At 37.1% G+C, this 24,785-nt stretch carries 23 protein-coding genes; 19 read left to right on the top strand and 4 right to left on the bottom strand.

All coding sequences use genetic code 11. From position 1 onward, the window contains the following. Window positions 1-220: 220 nt before the first annotated feature. Window positions 221-1,993, top strand: coding sequence for a putative bifunctional diguanylate cyclase/phosphodiesterase (locus RCG25_RS20790; protein WP_308080735.1), 1,773 nt, complete (start codon window positions 221-223; stop codon window positions 1,991-1,993). Between the two features lie 38 nt (window positions 1,994-2,031). Here RCG25_RS20790 and RCG25_RS20785 read toward each other — a convergent pair whose 3' ends face one another. The 3 genes from RCG25_RS20785 to RCG25_RS20775 form a co-directional block, all read right to left on the bottom strand. After that, window positions 2,032-2,313 carry a hypothetical protein gene (locus RCG25_RS20785; RefSeq protein ID WP_308080733.1) on the bottom strand — a complete coding sequence of 94 codons (282 nt, stop codon included), beginning with the start codon at window positions 2,311-2,313 and terminating at the stop codon, window positions 2,032-2,034. Between the two features lie 7 nt (window positions 2,314-2,320). After that, the gene (locus RCG25_RS20780) at window positions 2,321-3,601 is read right to left on the bottom strand and encodes an ArsB/NhaD family transporter (RefSeq protein WP_308080732.1); all 1,281 of its coding nucleotides are present in this window, start codon (window positions 3,599-3,601) and stop codon (window positions 2,321-2,323) included. A gap of 169 nt (window positions 3,602-3,770) precedes the next feature. Beyond that, window positions 3,771-4,880 (bottom strand): metallophosphoesterase, encoded by a 1,110-nt coding sequence (locus RCG25_RS20775; protein WP_308084238.1) that lies wholly within the window; start codon window positions 4,878-4,880, stop codon window positions 3,771-3,773. Between the two features lie 264 nt (window positions 4,881-5,144). On the opposite strand from RCG25_RS20775, the gene RCG25_RS20770 reads away from it, so the two are divergent. The 6 genes from RCG25_RS20770 to RCG25_RS20745 all read left to right on the top strand — a co-directional run bounded on the left by RCG25_RS20770 (window position 5,145) and on the right by RCG25_RS20745 (window position 9,099). Continuing rightward, entirely contained in the window at window positions 5,145-5,834 is a 690-nt protein-coding gene (locus RCG25_RS20770; RefSeq protein ID WP_308080731.1) for a hypothetical protein, read from the top strand. A gap of 2 nt (window positions 5,835-5,836) precedes the next feature. Beyond that, window positions 5,837-6,067, top strand: coding sequence for a 4Fe-4S dicluster domain-containing protein (locus RCG25_RS20765; protein WP_308080729.1), 231 nt, complete (start codon window positions 5,837-5,839; stop codon window positions 6,065-6,067). 19 nt (window positions 6,068-6,086) lie between these two features. Continuing rightward, a complete protein-coding gene (locus RCG25_RS20760) occupies window positions 6,087-7,151 on the top strand; it encodes a 3-methyl-2-oxobutanoate dehydrogenase subunit VorB (protein WP_308080728.1) in 1,065 nt (354 codons plus the stop codon). Beyond that, window positions 7,148-7,900 carry a thiamine pyrophosphate-dependent enzyme gene (locus tag RCG25_RS20755; protein ID WP_308080726.1) on the top strand — a complete coding sequence of 251 codons (753 nt, stop codon included), beginning with the start codon at window positions 7,148-7,150 and terminating at the stop codon, window positions 7,898-7,900. The genes RCG25_RS20760 and RCG25_RS20755 overlap by 4 nt, the downstream gene beginning before the upstream one ends. Before the next feature lie 3 nt (window positions 7,901-7,903). Further along, a complete protein-coding gene (locus tag RCG25_RS20750; protein ID WP_308084237.1) occupies window positions 7,904-8,452 on the top strand; it encodes a 2-oxoacid:ferredoxin oxidoreductase subunit gamma family protein in 549 nt (182 codons plus the stop codon). A 305-nt stretch (window positions 8,453-8,757) separates the two neighbouring features. Then, a complete protein-coding gene (locus RCG25_RS20745) occupies window positions 8,758-9,099 on the top strand; it encodes a cupin domain-containing protein (protein ID WP_308080725.1) in 342 nt (113 codons plus the stop codon). Window positions 9,100-9,118: 19 nt separating this feature from the next. Here RCG25_RS20745 and RCG25_RS20740 read toward each other — a convergent pair whose 3' ends face one another. Beyond that, a complete protein-coding gene (locus RCG25_RS20740) occupies window positions 9,119-11,293 on the bottom strand; it encodes an MMPL family transporter (protein WP_308080724.1) in 2,175 nt (724 codons plus the stop codon). A gap of 149 nt (window positions 11,294-11,442) precedes the next feature. On the opposite strand from RCG25_RS20740, the gene RCG25_RS20735 reads away from it, so the two are divergent. From RCG25_RS20735 to RCG25_RS20680, 12 genes are all read left to right on the top strand, one after another. After that, window positions 11,443-12,387, top strand: coding sequence for a DNA-binding transcriptional repressor DeoR (locus RCG25_RS20735; protein ID WP_374121009.1), 945 nt, complete (start codon window positions 11,443-11,445; stop codon window positions 12,385-12,387). 188 nt (window positions 12,388-12,575) lie between these two features. After that, complete coding sequence (gene deoC, locus RCG25_RS20730) at window positions 12,576-13,250, top strand: deoxyribose-phosphate aldolase (RefSeq protein ID WP_308080722.1); 675 nt, start codon at window positions 12,576-12,578, stop codon at window positions 13,248-13,250. Window positions 13,251-13,272: 22 nt separating this feature from the next. Further along, window positions 13,273-13,443, top strand: coding sequence for a DUF1427 family protein (locus RCG25_RS20725; RefSeq protein WP_308080721.1), 171 nt, complete (start codon window positions 13,273-13,275; stop codon window positions 13,441-13,443). A gap of 25 nt (window positions 13,444-13,468) precedes the next feature. Continuing rightward, window positions 13,469-13,867 (top strand): cytidine deaminase, encoded by a 399-nt coding sequence (locus RCG25_RS20720; protein ID WP_308080720.1) that lies wholly within the window; start codon window positions 13,469-13,471, stop codon window positions 13,865-13,867. 123 nt (window positions 13,868-13,990) lie between these two features. Continuing rightward, window positions 13,991-14,503 carry a DUF3189 family protein gene (locus tag RCG25_RS20715; RefSeq protein ID WP_308084236.1) on the top strand — a complete coding sequence of 171 codons (513 nt, stop codon included), beginning with the start codon at window positions 13,991-13,993 and terminating at the stop codon, window positions 14,501-14,503. 19 nt (window positions 14,504-14,522) lie between these two features. Next, complete coding sequence (proC, locus tag RCG25_RS20710; RefSeq protein ID WP_308080719.1) at window positions 14,523-15,326, top strand: pyrroline-5-carboxylate reductase; 804 nt, start codon at window positions 14,523-14,525, stop codon at window positions 15,324-15,326. A gap of 233 nt (window positions 15,327-15,559) precedes the next feature. After that, the gene (locus tag RCG25_RS20705; protein WP_308080718.1) at window positions 15,560-17,179 is read left to right on the top strand and encodes a GGDEF domain-containing response regulator; all 1,620 of its coding nucleotides are present in this window, start codon (window positions 15,560-15,562) and stop codon (window positions 17,177-17,179) included. A 1-nt stretch (window position 17,180) separates the two neighbouring features. Further along, a complete protein-coding gene (locus tag RCG25_RS20700) occupies window positions 17,181-18,218 on the top strand; it encodes a HEAT repeat domain-containing protein (RefSeq protein WP_308080717.1) in 1,038 nt (345 codons plus the stop codon). 2 nt (window positions 18,219-18,220) lie between these two features. After that, complete coding sequence (locus RCG25_RS20695) at window positions 18,221-19,630, top strand: glycosyltransferase family 2 protein (RefSeq protein WP_308080716.1); 1,410 nt, start codon at window positions 18,221-18,223, stop codon at window positions 19,628-19,630. Further along, window positions 19,627-22,878 carry a hypothetical protein gene (locus RCG25_RS20690; protein WP_308080715.1) on the top strand — a complete coding sequence of 1,084 codons (3,252 nt, stop codon included), beginning with the start codon at window positions 19,627-19,629 and terminating at the stop codon, window positions 22,876-22,878. Before RCG25_RS20695 ends, RCG25_RS20690 begins: the two co-directional genes overlap by 4 nt. Next, entirely contained in the window at window positions 22,875-23,243 is a 369-nt protein-coding gene (locus RCG25_RS20685; RefSeq protein WP_308080714.1) for a response regulator, read from the top strand. Before RCG25_RS20690 ends, RCG25_RS20685 begins: the two co-directional genes overlap by 4 nt. Continuing rightward, the gene (locus RCG25_RS20680) at window positions 23,233-24,768 is read left to right on the top strand and encodes a sensor histidine kinase (protein WP_308080713.1); all 1,536 of its coding nucleotides are present in this window, start codon (window positions 23,233-23,235) and stop codon (window positions 24,766-24,768) included. Before RCG25_RS20685 ends, RCG25_RS20680 begins: the two co-directional genes overlap by 11 nt. Window positions 24,769-24,785 lie beyond the last annotated feature (17 nt).

Below are 24,785 nucleotides of genomic sequence, written 5' to 3'. Positions count from 1 at the left end.
TTCTTCTTTTTTTTCCAGCCAGTTTGGGCCCGTAGACTGCTCCTATGCGACCTTCTTCTCTTTCTCTTTGCCTGTCGGGGCTGAACGAGGCGCTTCCGCCTTTTATTATTTCTTTCATCAAATTGTAAGAAATAAAAAAATAATGCAATAGAAACAGATATAAAATATGGTTATGGTAATTTTTAATTAAAAAGTTTGTTGATAAAGGCGGGAGCAATAAGTGAACCAACATTCCCAAAATGGCCAAACCTTAAAGGAATTACAATTACGAATAGATGAGCTTGAGAAGAGGGAAGTGGAGCTCCAAAAACAATTGCGTTTACATACATCCTTACATTCCAGGGTTTTAGATGCACTGCCAATAAATGTTTTTTTAGAGGACCCTGAGGGCAGAACAATATTTGCAAATAAACAGGCTTGTCTTGCAAATGGTCTATCATTGGAAGAACTGGTAGGAAAAACAGTGTTTGATTTTTTCCCGCAACATATAGCCCAATTAAATCGTGAAATTGACCTCGAAGTATGGGAAGAGCGTCGTCTTATAACAAGGGAAGCAAAGGTTGGATTTCAAGGGAAAGAATCAATTATGTTTTCTGGTAAAACGATAATTGAGCTACCTGAATCAGGAAAAGACTTCCTCCTTGGTTTTGGATTAGATATAACTGACTTGAAAAAGGCAGAAAAGAAGATAGAGCATATGGCTTACCATGATGCTTTAACCGGTCTGCCGAATAGGTGGTTTATAAAGGCATACCTTGAAAAATATCTACATGATTTTCCTATGGGGAATAACCAAATACTAGGAGTGGTTCTCTTAGATTTAGATCATTTCAAAGTCATTAATGATAGTTTAGGACATCAAGCAGGGGATGCTTTATTGCAGGCAGTGGCAGAACGATTAAGAGATACAGTCGGGAAAGAAAATATACTAGCGAGATTTGGTGGAGATGAATTTGTACTCATAATTCCTAATGTTTATAGTTTAGACATGGTTAATGAATTATGTGACTTCATTCTTGATGTAATGAAAGAACCATTTTGGATAAATAAACAAAGGTTTACTATATCACCCAGTATTGGAATATGTTTACATCCAGAACATGGGAGTGATATGAATAATTTAATTAAAAATGCTGACCTTGCAATGTATCATTCAAAAGAAAAAGGGAGAAATTGTTATTCATTGTTTGTACCTAATATGAAAGTCCACGCAATGGTACGTATGGATATGGAGATAAATTTAAGGCAAGCCCTTGAAAAACAGGAGTTCGTTCTCCATTATCAACCTAAAATGAATTTGAAAACAGGCAGGATTTCCGGTATGGAAGCATTAATCAGGTGGAAAAGTGATGAAAACAAACTCTTATATCCAGATACATTTATATCAATTGCTGAGGAATCTGGATTAATCGTTCCTATTGGGGAATGGGTATTACGCAAAGCATGTTCTGAATGTAAAATGTGGCATGATGCTGGGTTTGACGAGCTGACAGTTAGTGTAAACATATCGCCAGCACAATTTCAAAAACAGAATCTCGAAGAAGTGATTAGTGTGATTCTTTCTGAGACAGGATTGCCGCCAAGGGCATTAGAATTGGAATTAACAGAGAGCACTGTGATGAAGGAACCAGAACTTGCAGCAAAAATACTAAAGAACCTTAAGTCTCTTGGAATTTCCATTTCAATTGATGATTTTGGTACTGGTTTTTCATCATTAAGCTATTTAAAGAACTTTCCGATTGATACTCTAAAAATAGATAAATCTTTCATTATGAACCTTGGCTATGATGAAGAAAATAGCGCCATTGTAACAGCTGTGATTGCACTAGCACATATACTCAAATTAAAGGTCGTGGCTGAAGGTGTAGAGACTTTAGATCAATTGGATTTTTTACAATTGGGTGCCTGTGATCTTGCACAGGGTTTTTACATTAGTAAACCTGTGGAAATTAATTCAATTAGAGAGATGGTAGGGAGTTGTTTATTAGTATAAAAAAATGAGGCTGACAAATATTAGTCAGCCTCATTCCTTTACGCCCATTTTACTTCTTGCAATAATCCTTGTCTAAACAATTGAATTAAAAATTCATTATAGAAATCTTTTCTTACGATGATTTGATACCTGTTATTAGGATGTATGTAATAATGGATATCTGTTAAAATCTTATTTTCCTCAAAGTATTCTCGAACAAGTTTAAGGCCTTTTTTTAACTGGTTATCCAATAAGGTGATTGTGAATTCAAGATCGTCCCCGTTAGTAGTTTCTTTTATCTCGAGAAGCTGTGCATCAAACTTATACTCTACTTTCATCATACTCCCCCTAAATTAGATATCTTAAATAAATGTAAACGGTACAAATTACGATAGAAAGGATCATTAGCGGAAAGGCAATTAAAAGGAATTTTCCAAATGTAATGTGATGTCCTTCTTTTGCTGCAAGTCCGGCTACAATAACATTGGCACTTGCCCCGATTAATGTTCCATTTCCCCCTAGACAAGCTCCAAGTGATAAGCTCCACCAAAGTGGTTCTAAATTATTGATACCAAGTTCCCCCATATCTTTAATCATTGGAATCATCGTTGCGACAAACGGGATATTATCAATAAACGCAGACGCAATCGCACTGACCCAAAGAATTAAGATTGACGTAGAGGTTACATCGCCCCCAGTTAGATGAACGGAGTAATCTGCTAGTAATGAAATAACTCCTGTTTCAATTAACCCTGAAACGAGTACAAATAGCCCGATAAAGAAGAAAATGGTTGTCCATTCAACCTTTCCAAAAGACTTGTCTAAATATTTTTCTCCTGTTAAGAGAAGTAACAGAAAGGCCCCTGCTAAGGCAACTGTTGCTGATTCGATATGAAACAGCTGGTGCAGGAAAAATCCCAAAATGGTTAATGAAAGAGCAACTAACGACTTAATTAAAAGAGTTCTGTCTGTGATTTCTTCTTTTTCATCTAAGTCCATTAAGCTTGCCTTTAATTCGGCTGTTGTCCGAAGCTGTTTCCGATAGATTAGCGCTAAAATGGCAATGTTCACAAATAAGATAAAAAATGAAATCGCTGTAAGATTATCGATAAAGGCCATAAACGTTAATTCTTTAACTGCGCTTCCTAGCATGATATTCGGAGGATCCCCAATAAGAGTCGACGTTCCACCAATATTGGAAGCAATAATTTCAGTGATTAAAAAAGGTATCGGGTTAACCCGTAATTGTCTAGTTATACTAAAAGTCACTGGTACCATTAAAAGGACCGTAGTTACATTATCTAGAAAGGCAGATCCCAAGGCAGTAATAGTGCCAAGTGCAAGAAGGATTTTTAATGGGTCCCCTTTCACTTTTTTTGCTGCCCAAATGGCTATGTATTTGAAAAGACCTGTCTCGGAGGTGATAGCGACAATAATCATCATTCCTGTCAGTAATCCGAGAGTATTAAAATCGATATGGTGGAGGGCCTTTTCTTGACCGATAATTCCCAGTAAAACCATCATGATACCGCCGGCCATGGCAATGATTGTTCGATGGATTTTTTCTGTGACTATGAAGGCGTAGGTGATGAGAAATACGCCAATTGCGATTATTGCTTGTGTTGACATGATCGACCTCTTCTCCCAAATTTTTATACATTGGTGAAAAAAATACAAAAGGAGCCCGTATTTGACAGACTCCACCTAAAATTCACCGAATATATTATTACCTTTATTTTATAAAAGTATACTATGAAAGTAAAGGGACGATTTGTCTAAAAATTGCGTAAAAGGCATTCTATAGCCCTAACTTTTTAATAAAATCTACTGTTTCCTGATGTTCTGGTTTCATCAAATGATATAAGCCCTTATCAATAGGAACAAGTGATTTCCCCGTTTCATCAGCAATGGGGATAGTTTTGGACTCTGCATCAATCACAATCCATTTGCCTGCAGCTTTCTTTAATTTTAGGTCAATAATCCCAAGTCGGTTACCGAAAGCACCTGCCATGACAACGGGCTTTCCATTAATTGTTCCTGTTTCCATGTTCGTATTGCGAAGATGCTTATAAACTGGTCCAGGGAACACACTATGGGAATGTCCAGCTAATACCGCATCAATACCCGATATTTTGGTTAAGTAGTAGACTGCATCTTCAGATTCGGGATTATAAGGTTCATTACTTATACCGGTGTGTGCCAAGGCAATGATGATATCAGCACCCTCAGCTTTCATGATCGGAATAAATTCCTTAGCAGAATCAACAATAGGTTTTGCGAATACTTTTCCCTCAAGGTTAGTTTTATCCCACTTCATTATTTGTGTAGGCATGAACGAAATAACACCAATCTTCAGTTCATGCTGTAATCCATTTTGATCCACTACATTTCTTTTTAATATTACATATGGCGTAAAGTAAGGTGTATTTTTTTTAACCGAATAAACATTGGCATTTAAGACAGGCATCTTTGTCCCTTTTAAGGCAGCGTTTAAAAATTTTAGTCCATAATTAAATTCATGGTTTCCGATGGCTATGGCATCATATTTAAGATAATTAAAAGCACGGTAAACAGGGTGTGTCTTCCCTTTGTTAATTCCTCTTATTCTTGCAAGGTACTCACCGAGTGGATTTCCTTTTAAATGATCACCGTTATCAAATAATAAGGAATTAGCAACTTCTTTCCTTGCTTTACGGATGAGAGTGGCAGTTTTAACGAGCCCAATCCGATTGTCCACTTTTGTTTGATAATAGTCATAATTGAGAAGTGAAGCATGCAGGTCAGTGGTTTCGAGGATTCTCAAACGGACAATTTCATGGTTGGTTGGAGTGACTTCAGCTGCGTGAGTTAATGAGGAACTTGTAAGCATAAAGAAAGAAACTATAAGAAAAAAAGTAAACCTATTCATCTGCACCAAGATGACCTCCCTCAAATTTCTGATTGTATTTAGTAAACTTAGTATTTGTTTTCTTTTTAGAAATATGAGGTTTAATACCTTGAAGAATTTATTCAAGTCTTCTTTTCCCTTTATGACAATCTTGTGAAGTGTGACATTGGTCAAAGCGATGTAGAAAAAAAGTAGCTTATAATGAGAAGTGAAGTAGTTGAAAATTTTTCCAATATTAACCTCATTGTAAACGCTTACAACAAAAAGATGGGTGGGACTCTTTAAATGAATCCTAGCACAAGAATAACCATTGTATCTGGCCATTTTGGCAGCGGGAAAACCGAGATTGCTATCAATTTAGCTTTAACCGAGAGGCGGAACCATGGAAGGGTGGCCATTAATGATTTAGATATCATAAATCCATATTATCGCTCCCGGGATCTTGCATCTATTTTTCAGGCGCACGACATTGAATTGATTTCTCCCAAGAGTCACTTGGCCACCTCCGACCTACCAATCGTTTCAGGAGAAATGTATCGTGTATTGCATGACTATAGATATAGGCTAATCGTAGATGCAGGTGGTGATAAGGACGGTGCTACAGCATTGGGGCAATATTATCACGAATGGAAGGACTTAAACCCGGAACTTCTCTTTGTTCTAAATGGGAATCGACCATATGTCAGCACGTTAGAAGGAGCATTGTATACAGTTGAACAGATAGAAAAGGTCTCACGGTTAAAAGTGACAGGGATTATTAACAATTCAAATTTATCTGCGGAAACCACGATGAATGACATAGAAAAAGGGTATGAGCTTAGTAAAAACGTAGCAGAGAAACTCGAAATTCCTTTACTCTATTCAACCATATCTTCTCATTTGAAAAAAGAAGCTGAAGAGTTCGCCAAAACCCACGATGTTGTTTTTATTAATCGATTTTTGAAATTACCATGGGAATTTAAAAGGAGTGAATGACTTTGGAGAAAAGGGTAGTTTTTAATGAAGAAATTTGTAAGTCTTGTAGCTTATGTGTGCAAGTTTGTCCCTCTAACGTTATTTTTCTTTCAGACTATTTAAATGGAAAAGGATATCGGCCAGCTGCAGTTGTTGACCAGGAGCATTGTATTAGCTGTGCGAAGTGTGCACAAATATGTCCTGATTCTGTCATAGCCGTGTATAGACCAGTAAAAATCTTGCAAACAGTGTGATTCGAAAGGAGTTTTTTTCATGGGGAAAGTGTTAATGAAGGGGAATGAAGTTATAGCGGAAGCAGCCGTCCATGCTGGTTGTAAATACTTTTTTGGCTATCCAATTACACCGCAAAGTGAACTTGTTGCCTATATGGCAAGAAGACTACCCGAGGTAGGTGGGTTGTTTCTTCAAGCGGAGAGTGAAATCGCGGCCATCAATATGGTGTATGGGGCAGCAGGGACTGGTGTAAGGGTGATGACTTCCTCTTCCAGCCCTGGCTTCAGTTTAAAACAAGAAGGAATATCCTATTTAGTCGGTTCTGAGCTTCCTGCGGTGATTTGTAATATCGTTCGCGGGGGTCCTGGTTTAGGGAATATCCAGCCTGCCCAATCCGATTATTTTCAAGTGACCAAAGGTGGAGGACATGGCGATTATAATATCCCTGTGTTGGCACCAGCAAGTCTGCAAGAAATTGTTGAATTAACACAGGATGCCTTTGATATTGCTGACCGTTACCGAACTCCCGTTATTTTAATGGGTGATGGCATGCTAGGGCAAATGATGGAGCCAGTGGAATTTAGAGAACGTGAAAAAGCAATTATAGACGAAAAAGAGTGGGCTACAACAGGTACACGTGGAGATGGAGGGCCAAGGATTATTACTTCTCTTGAACTGGATGCAGAAAGCCTCGAACAGCGAAATTGGAAGCTTCAGAAGAAGTTTGCCACAATCAAAGAAAATGAAGTCAGATATGAAACTTATCAGGTTGACGATGCGGATTATATCATGGTTGCCTATGGAACCGTTGCGAGGATTACGATGAATAGCATTAATCAGGCAAGACAAAAAGGTGTTAAAGTTGGTTTAATTAGACCCATTTCCCTTTGGCCATTCCCTGAAAAGCCATTTATAGAAACAAGAGACCAGGTGAAAGCTTTTATTTCAGTAGAAATGAGCGCAGGTCAAATGATTGAGGATGTTCGTCTAGCGGTAAATGGTCATGCACCTGTTGACTTCTTTGGCAGGACTGGAGGAGTAGTACCGACACAAGAAGAAATTTACGATAAGATTATGACGGTTGCCGGGGGTGTGAACGTATGACAATGAAAACGGTTTTTAGGAAAACAAACGGACTGACTGATAAACCTACTCATTATTGCCCTGGATGCACACATGGTGTTATTCATCGCCTTGTGGGTGAGGTACTAGAAGAAATGGATATTCTTGAAGATACGATTGGTGTCGCATCTGTGGGTTGTTCAGTGTTATCGTATGAATATTTTAATTGTGATATGACACAAGCTGCACATGGCCGTGCACCTGCGGTAGCAACGGGAATAAAGCGTGTACTCCCTGATCGATTTGTGTTTACTTACCAAGGCGACGGAGATCTAGCCTCCATTGGTATAAGTGAAGTCATACATGCTGCAGCGAGGGGCGAGAAAATAACTGTCATTTTTGTCAATAATGCAATTTACGGGATGACTGGTGGGCAAATGGCACCAACAACCTTAATTGGCCAAAAAACAGCAACCACACCGTATGGAAGAACCGAAAGTGTGCAGGGTTTACCCATTCGAGTATCAGAAATGATTGCAACTCTTGATGGAGCTGCTTATATTGAGCGTGTTTCTTCACATGACGTTCCACACATAATGAAGGCTAAAAAGGCGATTCGTAAGGCCTTTGAAACACAAAAGAAAGGGTTAGGCTTTTCAATGATTGAAGTGTTATCAACGTGCCCAACTAATTGGGGACTTGCTCCTCATGAATCTCTTGATTGGGTAAAAGACAATATGATTCCTGCTTATCCTCTCGGAGTATTTAAAAATAAAGAGGGAGGGAATTAAGTGATGCAAGAAGAAATTATTATTGCTGGCTTTGGTGGGCAGGGTGTGATGTCAATGGGGCAACTCATTGCTTACGCTGGAATGCTTGAAGGGAAAGGTGTTTCATGGCTTCCCTCCTATGGACCTGAGCAAAGGGGTGGGACAGCGAATTGTGCAGTCGTTGTCAGTGATGAACCAGTAGGATCCCCACTTGTTACTAAACCATCTACTGCAATCGTTTTGAATAATCCTTCCTTCGATAAGTTTGAGCCGCGAGTTCGTTCGGGAGGGCTTTTATTTCTAAATTCTTCATTGGTAGTCAGGACTTCGGAGCGTAAGGATATTCAAACGATTGAAATCAATGCAACAGACCTCGCTAATGATTTAGGAAATTCTCGGGTGGCTAATATGATTTTGTTAGGAGCTTTTCTAGAGAGGACCAAAATTGTTTCGGAGGAAGCGATTATTGAATCTTTAAAGAAAGTCCTATCAGCTGAAAAACATCATCTAATAGAAATTAATAAGCAGGCATTGAAAAAGGGCGCATCCCTTGTGGAGGTCAAAATTTCTTGAAATGAAAATCAGTCGTTCCAAACGGCTGATTTTTTTGTAATTAATCAGAAAGTATAAAAATCGACTTCGAGAATTGTCCAGCTCCAGCGCCTAGCCCCTCGGGTCAAATAACCTTCGGCAATAAAAGTCAAAGGGCGACTTTTTTTGCCGAAGAACATTTGCCTGTCGGGGCTGACCAAGGCGCTTCCGCTTTTCTTATAAAAATATAGTTTTTGTGTCTTACAAGATAATGTGATGTGGCTCACTTAATTGAAAATGATTTTCAATTAAAATAAATGTAGAAAGATGCTAAGGAGGAATTATTGATGGAAAAGAATTCAGTTAAGTCATATATGGAATATAGTGAAGAGCGATTTACCAAAAGAGTTATGTATAAAAAAGGTGAAACCACAGCTTTCGTTCTAAACTTCCTACCAGGTCAACAGCTCCCTATTCATAAGCATCCAGGTACAGAAGTATACATTTTTGTCGTAACAGGAACAGGAACGATCGTCATTGATGGGAAAGAATCTGAAGTGTCCGAAGCAGACTTAATCCATGTAAATAGTGAAGAAGAAATGTCCTTCAAAAATAACGGTAATGAGCCAGTAAGCTTGTATGCGGTATTAAGCAAATATCCTAATGAAAATTACGCTGAAAATATTTAAAAATGGCCAGCCTACATCACTAGGCTGGCTTTTTCCTTTGCTTCAACTTTTTATGCTTATTTAACCCAAAAAACCACCAATTCCAATCCCCTAATAACTTCATTAAGGCAGGAACTAACACCATCCTTACGATCGTAGCATCAATAAAAATGGCGATAGCAATTCCTACTCCCAATTGCTTCACAGGCATAACTCCAGTAAAGGCAAACGCTCCAGTTACAACAATCATGATGGCTGCTGCAGAAGTAATAATCTTACTAGTGTAAGTCAACCCTAAAATGGTTGCCTCATTATTGTCACCTGTCGTTAAGTAAAACTCCTGAATCCTTGAGATTAAAAAAACTTCATAATCCATGGAAAGACCGAAAACAAGAGTGAAAACAAATACCGGTAAAATTAAGGCAATTTCCACGGGCTCTACTCCCAAATGCCCTTGCTGGAAAATCCACACAAGAATCCCAAACGTACAACCAAGACTTAAGATATTCATTAGTATTGCTTTGATTGGGATAAGGAGCGAACGGAAAGCTGCCATTAGAATAAAGAAAGTTGAGACGACAATTAATAGTAATCCATAGGGAGCTTTTTGAAATATTTCAGAGAATATTTCCTCCTCAAATTTAATCGGACCACCAAATGAGGCTTGCATTCCTAAATCCTTCTTGGACCAGTTACGTACCCATTGCCGTGCTTTTGATGAATGCTCACTTGTTTTTAAGTACACGTCTAACAGCATTTTATTATCTCTTATAAAATAGTCTACGATTGGGGCTACTTTTCTTTGGTCCCCATGGGTAAGAAACTGCTGAAGTTGAACATTATCCGAAACACCTGTGACTGAAAAAGGTGAATCTACTGCATTGACAAGAGGATCCTTTTCTAATTTTTGTATCACTTGGCTCACCTTTTCTAAATTGTGAGTTTCAAGAATGTTTCCTTTAGATTCAAGCACCAGCGTCACTTTTTTTTCATCCCGCTTTTCTTTTGCAATGAATTGGTCTTTAAAGGTTTCTAAAGCTACCCTTGAAGGGTACTTTGGTGGAAGGGATTCTGTTCCAGGAATGGCCAATATCATTTGTTTCACTGGAATTAATCCAATTAAAAGAATAACAAGTGCTGAACCCGTCATAAGAAAAGGGCGTCTCATGACAAATTTTGCAAAGCTATGCCAAACACTTATTTTGTGGTTGGATACCCGTAGCAGGCTTAGTTTATTTATATTCTTTCCTATTAGAGCCAGTAGGGCAGGAAGGAAAGTTAATGCGCAAAAAGCAGAAATAAATACAACCGTCATGCCGCCAAGGGCAACATTTTGAAAAATATCAATTTTTATAAACCAAAGGCCAGACAATCCAATGAACACACACAATCCCGAAAAGATAATCGACCGTCCAGCAGTAACAAATGTAATCTTAATTGCCTCTTGAACGGGTTTAGTTGCTACTTCTTCCTTGTATCGGTTGATAAACAATAAAGCGAAATCGATACTCAAGGCAAGTCCAATCATGGGAACGATATTTAATATAAAAATGGATAAATCTGCATTGTAACTAAAGAAATAGACCGTTCCCATAGTGGTTAAGATGGAGACGATCCCGATGATAATCGGTAATGAAGCAGCAACGAGACCACCAAAAGCAAAAATCAGCACGATTAAGGCAATAGGAAGTCCAATCATTTCCGCTTTTGCCAAATCCTCTTGACTCGCCACATTTAGGTCCTGAACAATAATGGGTTCTCCAGTCATTGTGACCTTTAAGCCCTTTTTAGTGTGGAGGATACCTTTTAGTTGATGAATCTCATTTCCAAGACTTTCTGCTTTTTGGTTAAATGTTAGAAGACCATAAGCAACATTTTCCTTTATCATCCCATCTCTTTCTAAGGGAGACGTCTTCTGCGTGGCAGCTTTAAAGTCATGTAAATTTTTATAAGTGTCTTGGATGAATTCTTGAAAGCCTTCTTTACTGACAGTTGGTTCCTTTTCAAAAACAAGGATGATAGAGGATTTTGCATGGCCGAAGTCTCTTTCAAGCAGTTTTCTTGTTTCACTATATTCACCTTTATATTCAAATCCATTTCCGCTTAAAACAGAGGGCAATTTTGAGGCGAAAATGCCAAAAAAGACGATGGCTATGATCCATCCTAATAGGACCGATTTTCTATAGGCATACAGAAGTCCTCCTAATTTTTCCATGGGATAACCTCCTTTTATCATACTATTTCCAACTTTAGTCGTTATCATTTTACGATAAAATGTTCAAATTGAATTTTACAAATGTAAAGTAATGATGAACTCGCTCCTATTTTTTGTTACAATAAAGAAAATATATAACTATTTAGGTGATGCAGGTGGATAAAGAAAAGATAGGTAAGGTTATTGAGGCAGCTAAATTATATTATTTATTGGATTATAATCAGAATGAAATTGCAAAAATGTTGGGCGTCTCCCGTCCAACTGTTTCTAGATTACTACAACAAGCGAAGAGTGATGGGATTGTTCAAATAAATATAATGGATCCTACTGAGGATGTTGAAAATTTAGGCAAGCAATTAGAAAAACGATTTAATTTAAAGAAAGCTGTGGTAGCTTCTATTCCTCAATATGATGATCATATAATTAAAAATTATCTGGGCGAAAAAGCAGCGGCGTATCTTGATGTAATAGTCAAGGATGATGACATAATAGGGGTCACCTGGGGAACAACCATTTATCATGTTGCCACGGAATTGAAACAGAAGTTTGTAAAAAATGTAAAGGTCGTTCAATTAAAAGGTGGAGTAAGTTACGCTGAAACAAATACGTATGCTTCTGAAACCTTATATCTATTCGGGAAGGCTTATAATACAGCCCCACACAATCTTCCATTACCAGCTATTGTAGACCATGTAGTTGTTAAACAAGCAATGGAAGCTGACCGCCATATTCGAAAGATTCTTGAATTAGGAAAGCAAGCGAATATTGCCTTATTTACAATGGGTCCTATAAAAACAGATTCATTACTATTCCAATTGGGCTATTTTACAGAGAGCGACTTGGAATCACTATATGGGAAGGCGGTCGGAGATATTTGTTCTCGTTTCTTTGATAAGAATGGGGAAATATGTAATGAAAGCTTAAATGAAAGAACGCTTGGAGTTAATCTTGATGAGCTAAGGAATAAGGAGTATTCCATTCTTGTTGCTGGGGGACCAAATAAAATAGATGGAATATACGGGGCATTAAAAGGAAAATATGCAAATGTTCTCATTACGGATCAATTTACAGCTAAATTCCTACTTGATAAGTAAATATGAAAAAACTGCCACTAAGCGGATTAGGCAGTTTTTTTTGTTGTCGGTCGAGAATTTGAACATTTCTTTACATTTGTTCATAAAAGTATTTACAAATGTTCACTCACTTGTTATAGTTACATTGTGATAAAAATACTATTAATCTTTTATATAAATTTCATTAAAAAGACATGGGGGATTTTAAAATGACACAAAATGTCGTAAGAATGATTGATCATACATTATTAAAAGCAGACGCAACAAAGGAAGAGATTGTTACATTAGTAAAAGAAGCAAAAGAATATTTATTTGCATCAGTGTGTGTAAACCCAACTTGGGTTCGTACAGCAGCAGAAATGCTTGCAGACACTCCAGAAGTAAAAGTATGTACTGTGATTGGTTTCCCACTGGGAGCATCTACTCCAGAAACAAAAGCTTTTGAAACAACGAACGCTATTGAAAATGGTGCAAATGAAATTGATATGGTTATCAACATTGCTGCGCTTAAAGATGAGCAAGATGAATTGGTTGAGAGAGATATTCGTGCGGTTGTTGAAGCAGCAAAAGGGAAAGCTATAGTAAAGGTCATCATTGAAACCTGTCTGTTAACAAAAGAAGAAAAGGTACGAGCATGTGAGCTATCTGTTAAAGCCGGAGCAGATTTTGTGAAAACATCTACAGGGTTTTCAACAGGTGGAGCAACAGTGGAAGATATCCGTCTTATGAGAGAAACAGTAGGTCCAGAAATCGGTGTAAAGGCATCTGGGGGTGTCCGCAGTCGTGAAGATGCGTTAGCAATGGTGGAAGCAGGAGCTACTCGAATTGGAGCAAGTTCTGGTGTGTCAATTAGTAAAGGTGAGCTTTCTTATAGTAATTATTAATATATAATGTGAGGGTACCGAGATGAAAGATGTTATTATGGCGTTAATTGCTGGTTTAATTGTTGGTATGCTATTTAAGTTTTTAAAATTACCTTTACCTGCACCTCCTGTGTTTTCAGCTGTAGTTGGGGTATTCGGTGTGTATTTTGGTGGTATTGTTTTAGACTGGATTACAAAGTTAGTTCAACATTAAAATTCCCTGGCGGAGAGTGAATAGGATGGTAAAATTAGAACTTATCCAAGAAGCGAATAAAGCAAGAGAGTTTGCCTATGTGCCATATTCAAATTTCAAAGTTGGTGCAGCCTTATTAGCAAAAGATGGTCAGGTTTTTCAAGGTTGTAACATTGAGAATGCAGCTTACAGCATGACGAACTGTGCGGAACGAACTGCATTGTTTAAAGCTTACTCAGAGGGTGTTACACAATTTGATTCACTAGTAGTTGTAGCTGATACTGAGGGACCTGTTTCTCCTTGTGGGGCTTGTCGTCAGGTGATTTCTGAGTTATGTGACCCTGAGATGGAAGTTGTTCTTACAAATTTAAGAGGCGATGTCCAAAAAATTCAAGTAAGAGACCTACTTCCAGGGGCATTTTCTCCAAAAGATTTACAAAAGTAAAGAAATGTAAAAAGAGGAGTTAATCGATAGATTAGCTTCTCTTTTTTTATTTTTGTCGTCCGTTGCATTGAGAATGAAAAAAATAAACATACTATTATGTAATATAAATTAAGGGATGATATGATGATTTATATTTATAATGATTATGGCGGGACACATACGACTTCATTGGCTGCGGCCTATCACTTAAAGCAATTACCTCAATCTGAACGGAAACTAACAACGGAGGAAATTTTAAATGTAAAATATTTCAACAAATTAACAAAGGAGGATTTTGGAAAACTTATTTTCCACGGGGTTGATGAGGAAGGCCACTCCGTTTATACGATAGGACGGAAAAGAAATAAATATGTTGTTCCAGCAATGAAAGATATGAGTTTATTATTACAAGAGAAATTTAAATTTGATGAAAAAATTGTATTTTCCAATACTTCACCAACCGTTCCCTTTGTTATGTCAATGGGAGGCTTTTTTTCTAGAGGTATACATATTGATTTTATTGGTGTTCCACTATTAGTGAGAGGGGCTAAACAGTGCTGCGATAATATTTATCGGTTAGTAGAAAATACAAAAGATATTGGAAGGACCAATTTTTCAGAGAAAGTGATTATATTGGAAAATGAAATGTATAAGTAGAAGATAGGTGTTGAGAGAAATGAATAAAAACATAGGATTTATCGGAGCGGGGAAAATGGCTCAAGCAATGATGGAAGGGTTAGTTACTTCAAATGTAATTCCTAAACGAAACATAATGGCTAGTGCTGTGTCTGAAAAAACCATTAAACAAGTGGAGAATAAATATGGAATCCTCACATCCCTAAATAATAAAGAGGTAGCAAGATTTTCAGATATACTGATCTTAGCAGTTAAACCTGACCTTCATGAATTGGTTATTTCTGAAATTAAAGAAGAAATCCAGAAAGATGCTATTATTGTAACGATTGCAGCGGGCATTACACTTTTAGATATAAAACAATGGTTTGGTTATCGAGTAAAAGCCGTTCGGACAATGCCGAATACCCCATCCCTAGTGGGGGAAGGAATGAGTGCCTTATGTCCAAATGATGTCCTTAGCGAGGAAGAAATCAGAGAAGTGGAGCAATTATTTCACTGTTTTGGTAAAAGTGAGCGCCTAGAGGAAAAACTAATGGATGCCATCCCTGCAATAAGTGGGTCATCACCAGCGTATGTATATATGTTCATAGAAGCCTTGGCTGATGGAGGTGTTAGACAAGGAATTCCAAGAGATAAGGCTTATCGTCTCGCAGCCCAGGCCGTTCTCGGCGCAGCTAAAATGGTTCTTGATACGGGTAAGCATCCTGGAGAACTGAAAGATAATGTTTGTACCCCAGGTGGTGCAACAATCGAAGCTGTTGCTGCTCTCGAAAAAGAACAATTTCGTGGAGCTATCCTTACTGCTATGGAGAGCTGTACAAATAAGATAAAAAATTTAAAGTGAGTAAACATCAAGAACCCATGTAAATGGGTCTTTTTTTATCTACAAACTGAAAATCGACAAAATTCTTCCTTATTTGTCATTTTTCTCGTTTTTTTGCAGGTAATTCGTTGTATCATTAATCAAAAAATTATAAACTCAATATACACAAGGAACGAAGATATTGGGAATAATAGTTGAACACGAAATGAACTATTTTTGGATTTTTGCTTTAGTCAAATAGGGGTGTAGAGGGTATGGATTTTACAAAATATAAAAACTTACTGTTTCAAAAGATAAAGAGTCAATTTTCCATGTGGTTTGAAGCAAAAGAAGAATCACAAATTTCCAATTCAGAGGTATATCGATTTCTTCACTCGGTCCAAGGAAGTTCGGGAACCCTTCAACTGGGAGGGCTTCACCAACTTTCAGGGAGACTAATTGAACAGATAGAAGAAACAGATGATAAACAATGGGAAAAAGAAGAGTTAATGAATTTTCTTGGTGATTTAATTAATCTTTCCTATGAATTTGAAAACTTCTATGAAATAGGGGAAAACAAAGAAATTCGTCACGACGACCATCTCCCTCTAATCCAAATTATTGATGATGATGTTTCTATGCTTATTTTGTTAAAGGACACATTCGAGGAAAAAGGCTGGATGGTTGCAGCAAACACCACACCAGAGAAGGCAATAGCCCATTACTATGATTTAAATCCTGATTGTGTAATTATTGACATAAATTTAGCTGACATCAGTGGGTTTCAAGTCCTCAATGACTTGAATGAGCATAACAAGCAGAAATTTGTTCCTAAAATTATGATCAGTCTTTTAAATGACCGCGAAACAAGAATGAAGGCTTACAAGTTGGGCGCAGATGACTTTATTGAAAAGCCAATTGATTTGGAGGAATTAACCGTCAGGGTAGAACGGCTTCTAACACGAAAAAAATTATACGACCAATCAGTGATGCTAGATGAGCTTACGAAACTCTACAACAGGAAATTTCTAAATGATGTTTTTAATAGAAATATTAAAGATTTAATTCGGAACAAACAACTATTTAGTATAGCCATTATAGACCTTGACCATTTTAAACAGATAAATGATTCATTCGGCCATCTCACTGGGGATTATGTTCTTTCCACATTTGCTAACTTTTTAAAGGAGCATACAAGAACTTCGGATATTGCATTTAGATATGGCGGGGAAGAGTTTGTCATCCTTTTTCAAAATACTGCCCAAAATGATGCTGTCGAGATTGTTTCCCGTCTCTTAAGAGAGTTTAGTATGACAAATTTTGAAAAAAATGAATCGATATTTACCGTTACCTTTTCCGCAGGAGTGTTTACCATTCATAATCCAGATATTCGGCTGGAAGAGGCATTAAAAATAGCGGACCAAGCTTTATATCAAGCAAAGAAAAATGGTAGGGCAAGAGTTGAAGTGATTAATCATTCTCCAATCGAACTATCTAAAAAGACATTGTTTGTTTCGATTATTGATGACGATGCCATCATTCGAACGATGTTGGTACGAATACTTAAGGTGATGGACTTTGACCATTTTGAATTAAACCTGGAAGCATTCGAAGATGGAGTTCAATTTTTTGAATCGAAACGGATCGAAGAATCAGGGGAGCATTTTCTAATCTTAGATGGTGTGATGCCTGTAATGGACGGGATAGAAATACTTCAAAAGGTGAAAAGACTAAAAAAGGATAGAAATTTGCATGTCTTAATGTTAACGGGAAGAAAAAGTGAGTCTGATATTGAAAGAGCACTAAAGCTCGGTGCAGATGATTATGTAACCAAGCCTTTTAGTATAAAAGAACTGCAAGCAAGAATACAGAGGCTTATCAAAAGGATGAAATAAGATGCAAAATCTTGAATTGTTTTTTCTTTCAATCTTAACACTCTCCATCTTTGGCATGTTGTTTATTTTGTTAGGATACTTAACTATTCGAAAAGCAGTTGATATTAAGAGAAGGGAGAGGATTAGTAACTACAAAGTACAATATAACCCTCTCCTTTTTTTTATGTTAACAGAAGGAAGTTATACGAGGAGACTTACTCCAGAAACAGCACTGCAGCAAAAGGCGATAGAGGAGTTGCTAAGTAGGTATACTACCTTACTTGAAGGGGAAGAGGAAAAATCGCGTTTGTCTGAACTCGCTTCCTTATATTTAACGGATTATTATAAAAGGCAACTTAAAAGCAAAAGATGGAGTACTCGGATGAATACGCTTTATCATATTGAGGATTTTCAAATGAATCATCTTTTAGAAGACGTCTCAAGATTATTAAGTAGGAAACGAATTTCTCGTGAGGAGCTTGTCCATGTCTTGAGAATTCTTGCCAAGTTTCACTCCAAGCAGATGTTTGAACTCCTTACACAGGAGTTTGACTATTTATCTGAATACGATTACCGTAATATATTAATTCGTATGGAACGTAGACAATTCGATCAATTAATTCTCCATTTTCATAAAAGCAATATATCCCTACAGAAGGCAATTCTTGATATCATTTCCCTGAAAAGAGATATGACGTATCTCTCTTTTTTAGAGAGGATTTTTGAAAGCTATAAAGGAGAAATTAAACTAAGGGCTTTAAAGGCATTGGCGGAAATCGGCTATGTGAAAAATGTTGAGCCGTACTTAGAACTTTTATACTCCAATAAGTGGGAAGAAAGAATGGTTGCAGCCAAATTAATAGGTTCTTTAAAGGAAGAAAGAGGAATTCAAAGATTAATTGAGTTGTTGCATGATCAATCATGGTGGGTCCGTTCTCAAGCTGGACAAGCCATTGATCAATTTACTAATGGAAAAGAAGTATTGCGTTCCGTCTTTGAAACATCAAATGATGTCTTCGCGAAAGATATGGCCTGGGAATGGCTTAATAAAGGAGTATAACCATGATTTTTCAATGGGGAGATATTGTCGCAGTTTTTGCTTGGTTTATAGCTGTTTATATGGTAATCGTTATTGTTTTTTACACAGTGATTTTAGTTATCTCTTTATTTCAATTAAGAAAGGAATACCAGCTGGACAGAGTACAGGCTTATGAAGATTATATGGATGAATTTTATACGAAGCCTGTTTCTATTATAGTCCCTGCTTACAATGAAGAGGCAGGGATTATTCAGAGCGTTCGGTCTTTATTAAGTGTTAATTATCCAACTTATGAAATCATTGTTGTAAATGACGGGTCTACCGATCTCACACTTGAAAAGATGATTGAGCATTATGAAATGAAGGAAATAAAAAAAGTCATTCGAAAGCAAGTGGACTCGAAACCCATTAAAAAAATATACCAATCTGAAATCCTTTCAAATCTTTTTCTTGTCGATAAGGAAAACGGAGGAAAAGCTGATGCCTTAAACGTTGGCCTTAATTTCTCTCACTATCCTTATTTTTGCTCACTAGATGGTGATTCTGTTTTGGAACAAGACGCCTTCTTAAAGGTTATGAAGCCTATTATTGATTCAAATGAAGAGGTTATTGCTTCAGGTGGAAGCGTGAGAATAGCGAATGGCTGCCAAATTCAAAATGGTCATATTCATAAAATCGGGCTATCTGATAAGCCTCTTGTAGTGATGCAAATCATTGAATATTTACGTGCTTTTCTAATGGGCAGGATAGGTCTAAGTAGGCATAATCTTCTTTTAATCATTTCAGGTGCTTTTGGCGTTTTTTCAAAGCATTGGGTGATTGCTGCGGGCGGGTACAGGGTTGATACCGTTGGTGAAGATATGGAATTAGTTGTACGTATGCATCGGCTTTTAAAGGAAAAAGGACAAAAAAAGAAAATCGTGTATGTCCCTGATCCCGTTTGTTGGACAGAGGTACCTGAGGACCTTACCTATTTACGGAGACAGAGACGACGCTGGCACAGAGGGCTATTTGAGAGCCTATGGATACATAAAAAATTAACCTTTAATCCTAAATATGGTTCAATAGGATTCCTAGCTTTTCCGTACTTTTGGATTGTTGAGTTTTTTGGGCCGATTGTGGAATTATCCGGCTATATTTTTATGATTTTATGTTTATTCCTCGGGGGAATTTACATTGAATATTCTATTTTACTGTTTCTTCTATCTTGTTTATACGGGTCGATTTTTTCAATGGCTGCCGTTTTACTAGAAGAGTGGAGTTTAACGAAATACCCAAAAGTATCAGATATAGTAAAGCTTTTTCTATATTCCCTAACAGAAACGCTATGGTATCGTCCACTAACTGTGCTTTGGAGATGTGAAGGAATATGGCAGATGGTAATAGGTGATAAAAGCTGGGGAGAAATGAAAAGAAAAGGTGTTTCAGAATGAAAAAACAAACGTATCTTATCATCTATACCATAGTATTAATCGTCTTTATAACTAGCCCCTTTTGGCTTTGGAAAATTCAGCCCTCAAATAAGTTGAATGTACTCATTTTAGACAAAACGGTTCCAAACCAATCTTATCGGGAGCATAAGGGATTAGTTTGGATTTTAAATAATGCGAAATACTTTAAAAACGGAAATCAACCGTATTCAAAGGCTGCTGATTATAAAGGGTTTGAACCACTAAAGGATCAGAAATATTCAATCTCCTCTTTACCGAAAAACTTAAACCCATATGATGTTTTTTATTTAACCGACCAATACGGAGTGTATGAGAAAGATTTTTTTGCTCAAAAACCTTCTGGTGAAAGATCAGAAAAAATCTATGGAGGATTAACATCAAGCGAAATCAATCAAATCGAAAAGGCACTATTACGTTCTAAAGGTAAAACATTGATAGCAGAATTTAATACATTTGCTAGTCCGACATCAGAGCAGGCTAAGGACAAAATTTCTAATTTATTAAACGTTGAATGGTCAGGGTGGATTGGCCGTTATTTTTCAGACCTTGACGGACCAGAGGTTCCAGAATGGGTGAAAACACATTATAAAGAACAAAACAAGAAATGGACATTTACTGGAGAGGGTTTTGTTTTTGTAAGTAAAAGTAATATTATTGTGGTCATTAGTAAAGAGGCGATGAAGGATGATGGACTTCATTTAAGTTTGACGGAAAATGGGGAAAAACATTTCAAAAGTAATTTGAAAGGCAATTATCAGTATTGGTTTGATATTATAAACCCCAAAAATCATACCGAAGTATTAGCCAATTACAGCCTTCCAGTAACAAAGCAGGCCAAAAAACAGTTACAAGGTTACGGTATACCCTCCACGTTCCCTGCTGTCATATATCACAAAAATGCGAGATATTCGTCATATTATTTTTCCGGTGATTATGCTGATGAAGCGGAGGTTCCAGAAATTTATCAAACAAAGGGCTTTGATACTTGGAAAAGAACGATAGGGGCAAGGGATTCCTTCTATTGGAGTACCTATGTGCCACTGATGAAGGATATTCTTAAATATGGCTTACATCAGGTAAGTACTCAAGAAAAAGTAGAATTGGTTGAACAAGAGGGAATTAATCTTAATTCAAAAACTGGAGATTCCTATATTCAAATACAAAAGGATGGAAAATGGCAGGATTTCTTGATTAAAGGGGTCAATATGGGGATTGGTAAGCCCGGTTATTTTCCTGGGGAAACAGCCATTACAAAAGAGGAATATTTCCGATGGTTTAAAGAAATTGGTGCGATGCATGCGAATGCAATCAGGGTTTATACCCTCCATCCTCCACAGTTTTATGAAGCGTTTTACGAATATAATCAAATGGCAAATAAACCGCTGTATATCATACATGGTACATGGGTGAATGAGGAAAACCTAATTCGTACTCAAGATGCATATGCATCCGAGAACATTGAGGACGCGAGATTAGAAATAAAAAATATGATTGATATTATTCATGGAAACGCTAAGTTGCCGGCCCGTCCAGGACATGCATCGGGCGTATATAAATATGATATTTCTAATTATGTACTTGGAATGATAATAGGAACCGAGTGGGACCCTTCCATGGTAACCAACACAAATGCAAAGCATGCTGCTATTGGACAATACAGTGGAAAATATTTTAAAACGGAAAAAGGCAATCCTTTTGAAGTTTGGCTCGCCGGGTTACTTGACTATGCTTCAGAGTATGAGTCGAAACAATATCGATGGCAGCACTCGCTTAGCTTTACCAACTGGGTAACAACAGACTTGTTGAATCATCCGAGTGAGCCGCTTGAGACAGAAGATATGGTTTCAATTAATCCCAATCATATTGTAGCAACAAACAATTTTCATGCAGGATTGTTTGCTTCCTATCATATCTATCCATATTATCCTGACTTTCTTAACTATGAACCGAAATATACCAACTATGTTGATTCTAGTGGGAAGAAAAGCAATTATGCAGGATATTTACATGAACTGCGTGAAGCTCATAACATGCCGGTTTTAGTGGCTGAGTTCGGAGTTCCATCCTCCAGAGGCTTAACACACAAGAATACCAATGGAATGAATCAAGGTTTCCATTCAGAAGAAGAACAAGGAAAGATTGATCGACAGTTATATCACTCCATTGTAGGTGAAGGATATGCGGGTGGTCTTGTTTTTACCTGGCAAGATGAGTGGTTTAAGCGTACATGGAATACCATGGATTTTGATAATCCGGATCGCAGGCCTTACTGGGATAACCAGCAAACTAATGAGCAGCACTTTGGATTACTTGGTTTTGAACCAGGGAAGAAGGAAACAGAGGTTATTGTTGATGGTGAGACCAAGGATTGGGACTTAGCAGACGTTAAGCCTATTTACCATTCAAACAACAGGAAGGACTCTTTACGTGAAGTACGTATGACCACTAACAGTGGCTATGTGTATTTTCTATTAAAGTATAATCAGCCAGTGGACTTTAATCAGGATGGAATTTATTTGTTATTAGATACAATAGATAACCAAGGTCAGTCTACTATTGCATTAACGAAGGATTCCAAGATCCGTTCAGACTATGGAATTGATTTTTTAGTTAAGATAAATGGACCTAATGATTCACGGGTAATGGTAGATAGCTATTATGACACTTTCTATTTTCAGTATGCAGCACTCTTAAATATGGTTCCAAAAGAGCCCTATGCTAACAAGAAGGAAAATGGCATGTTTCATCCTATTCGTTTGGCGTTAAACAAGAAGCTAACTATTCCCACAACGAATACTGTTATTCCGTTTCAGAGTTATGAAACGGGCGTACTTCGCTTTGGAAATGCTAATCCTTCTAATAAAAAGTTTGATTCATTAACGGATATTAGTATTAGTGGTGACAACAAAAATATTGAGGTGCGTATACCTTGGCAGCTCCTAAACTTTAAAGATCCGAGCCTAAGAGAAGTAATGGGGGATTTTTGGAAACAAGGATTAACCGGTAGTGTAGAAACAAATGGAATCAGAACAGCTGTTGTAACAACAAAAGAAGGGAAAATTCAACAATCATTTCCGAAAGTAACTGGAAATCTTGTCCGTCAAAAAGAAAGTTATTTGTTTAGTTGGAAGCCCTGGGATTCACCGGTCTATTTTGAACGGTTGAAGAAATCCTATCAAATCATGGCAGACACGTTCCTTAAGACAGATATAAAGGATGGTTTGAAGTGAAAAGAATCTTATTAGCGGAAGATGAAGAAATATTAAGAATGCTGATTATTGATACGTTCGAAGAGAAGGAATATCAAGTAGATGAAGCAGAGGATGGTCAGGAGGCTTTAGAATTCATCGAACGAAGTTTCTACGATCTAATTATATTAGATTATATGATGCCATTTTTAACGGGACTTGAAGTCATTCAGAAGATTAAGCCAATGGTTGAACATACCCATACAAAAATCTTGATGTTATCTGCAAAAAGTCAGCAATTTGAACAAGAGAAGGTGTTTGAGGCAGGCGCTGATTATTACATGACAAAACCATTTATTCCAAGTCAGCTTTTGCAAATGGTTGAGGAAATCTTTAATGAAAAGTAAATTAGTTTTTAAAAGAAGTTTAGTAAAAAGATTCGTCACACTCACCAGACTCTTTCTTGTTTGTTTTGTTATTGGTTCAACGCTATTATTGGCAACACAAAACTTTCTAAATAACTCCTATATTACGAAGCGTGATGAACTAAAAGCAAAACAGAAAATTGCAGTGGAGGTAAATGATTATTTTAATCAAGCATTATTCGATATTCGAGGGTATATTGCCTATGATAATCCAACTTTGAGAGATAATGCACTGGCACAAGAGCCTAAAATAAAGAGTCGGGTCATTAAATTAACTAAACATGCTACTACAAAGCAAGATAGACAATTACTAGCTACTATTCATGATTTTACACAATATTATTTTAATGACACGCTTCCTAAAGTCATTCACGAATATGAAACGGGAAATAAAGAAGAAGTGGTAAACATTGCAAATAACCAAGGAACAGCGAGGGTTATTCAATTTAGACAATTCATGAATACTTATTTGCATGACATTGATCAAGACAGTGAAAATCTCTATCAAAAACTAATAAGAATTAAAACCTATATTCAAATTGGTTTTGTTTTATTTATCTTTTTCATTCTGTTGTTATTGTTAAGGATTATTCGCTTAATGTTAAAACAAGTTGGACAGCCTTTAACCCAACTAACTTTTGCTGCAAATGATATTGCTGATGGAAAAGATGCGGTCATACCTACCTATATGAATCGCGACGATGAAATTGGTGCTTTATCATATGCCTTTCAAAAAATGGTCGTAAAGGTCCAAGAAAATGAGCAGTCATTGATCGCGAGAAATAAGGAATTAGATTCACTTGTGAAAATCAAATCAGAATTAGTTAATACGGTTAGCCATGAATTACGTACACCATTAGCAAGTATTTTAGGTTTTTCTGAATTAATGCTGCACCGTGAATTAAAACCAGAGCGAAAAGAAAAATATCTTACCACTATTTTTAATGAGGCCAAACGGCTTACAGCTTTAATCAATGATTTCCTCGACTTGCAGCGTTTGGAGTCAGGTAAACAATCTTATGAGAAAAGGTATATTGAAATGGTACCGCTCCTAGAGAAGGTAATTGAGGTTCAGCAGATGACAACCAGACACCATGATATTACGCTTGAGGCCTTTGTAGCCGATCCCGTCATACTTGGTGATCAGACAAAAATCATTCAGGTTTTCACAAATTTAATAAATAATGCTATTAAATATTCTCCGGACGGTGGGAATATAAAGATTCAAGTCTTTAAAAGTGATAGGAAATTAAAAATTGCCGTTAGTGATAACGGATTGGGTATTCCAAAAGATTCAATTGACAAGTTATTTACAAAGTTTTACCGTGTGGATAACTCGGATAGACGGAAAATTGGTGGGACTGGTTTAGGCTTAGCGATTGCCCAAGAGATTGTCATCGCTCATGGTGGAGAAATAACGGTTCAATCCCAATTGGGAAAAGGGAGCATTTTTATCGTTGTATTCCCGGACTTCAAAACTAGGCTGTCAAGAAGTAATTTGCAATGAAAAGAGGCTGGCCAAAC

This window comes from Neobacillus sp. PS2-9 (genome assembly GCF_030915525.1).
In the GTDB taxonomy this organism is placed as follows: Bacteria; Bacillota; Bacilli; order Bacillales; family Cytobacillaceae; genus Neobacillus.
Note: the sequence above shows the minus strand (reverse complement) of the source record. Positions and strands in the feature narration are given on the sequence as shown.

Excerpts from the sequence above, each read along its gene's own strand:
- RCG25_RS20785 (WP_308080733.1), bottom strand. The coding sequence starts at position 2,313 with ATGATGAAAGTAGAGTATAAGTTTGATGCACAGCTTCTCGAGATAAAA.
- RCG25_RS20780 (WP_308080732.1), bottom strand. The coding sequence starts at position 3,601 with ATGTCAACACAAGCAATAATCGCAATTGGCGTATTTCTCATCACCTAC.
- RCG25_RS20775 (WP_308084238.1), bottom strand. The coding sequence starts at position 4,880 with ATGAATAGGTTTACTTTTTTTCTTATAGTTTCTTTCTTTATGCTTACA.
- RCG25_RS20770 (WP_308080731.1), top strand. The coding sequence starts at position 5,145 with ATGAATCCTAGCACAAGAATAACCATTGTATCTGGCCATTTTGGCAGC.
- RCG25_RS20760 (WP_308080728.1), top strand. The coding sequence starts at position 6,087 with ATGGGGAAAGTGTTAATGAAGGGGAATGAAGTTATAGCGGAAGCAGCC.
- RCG25_RS20755 (WP_308080726.1), top strand. The coding sequence starts at position 7,148 with ATGACAATGAAAACGGTTTTTAGGAAAACAAACGGACTGACTGATAAA.
- RCG25_RS20750 (WP_308084237.1), top strand. The coding sequence starts at position 7,904 with ATGCAAGAAGAAATTATTATTGCTGGCTTTGGTGGGCAGGGTGTGATG.
- RCG25_RS20745 (WP_308080725.1), top strand. The coding sequence starts at position 8,758 with ATGGAAAAGAATTCAGTTAAGTCATATATGGAATATAGTGAAGAGCGA.
- RCG25_RS20740 (WP_308080724.1), bottom strand. The coding sequence starts at position 11,293 with ATGGAAAAATTAGGAGGACTTCTGTATGCCTATAGAAAATCGGTCCTA.
- RCG25_RS20735 (WP_374121009.1), top strand. The coding sequence starts at position 11,443 with ATGCAGGTGGATAAAGAAAAGATAGGTAAGGTTATTGAGGCAGCTAAA.
- deoC (WP_308080722.1), top strand. The coding sequence starts at position 12,576 with ATGACACAAAATGTCGTAAGAATGATTGATCATACATTATTAAAAGCA.
- RCG25_RS20725 (WP_308080721.1), top strand. The coding sequence starts at position 13,273 with ATGAAAGATGTTATTATGGCGTTAATTGCTGGTTTAATTGTTGGTATG.
- RCG25_RS20720 (WP_308080720.1), top strand. The coding sequence starts at position 13,469 with ATGGTAAAATTAGAACTTATCCAAGAAGCGAATAAAGCAAGAGAGTTT.
- RCG25_RS20715 (WP_308084236.1), top strand. The coding sequence starts at position 13,991 with ATGATTTATATTTATAATGATTATGGCGGGACACATACGACTTCATTG.
- proC (WP_308080719.1), top strand. The coding sequence starts at position 14,523 with ATGAATAAAAACATAGGATTTATCGGAGCGGGGAAAATGGCTCAAGCA.
- RCG25_RS20705 (WP_308080718.1), top strand. The coding sequence starts at position 15,560 with ATGGATTTTACAAAATATAAAAACTTACTGTTTCAAAAGATAAAGAGT.
- RCG25_RS20700 (WP_308080717.1), top strand. The coding sequence starts at position 17,181 with ATGCAAAATCTTGAATTGTTTTTTCTTTCAATCTTAACACTCTCCATC.
- RCG25_RS20695 (WP_308080716.1), top strand. The coding sequence starts at position 18,221 with ATGATTTTTCAATGGGGAGATATTGTCGCAGTTTTTGCTTGGTTTATA.
- RCG25_RS20690 (WP_308080715.1), top strand. The coding sequence starts at position 19,627 with ATGAAAAAACAAACGTATCTTATCATCTATACCATAGTATTAATCGTC.
- RCG25_RS20680 (WP_308080713.1), top strand. The coding sequence starts at position 23,233 with ATGAAAAGTAAATTAGTTTTTAAAAGAAGTTTAGTAAAAAGATTCGTC.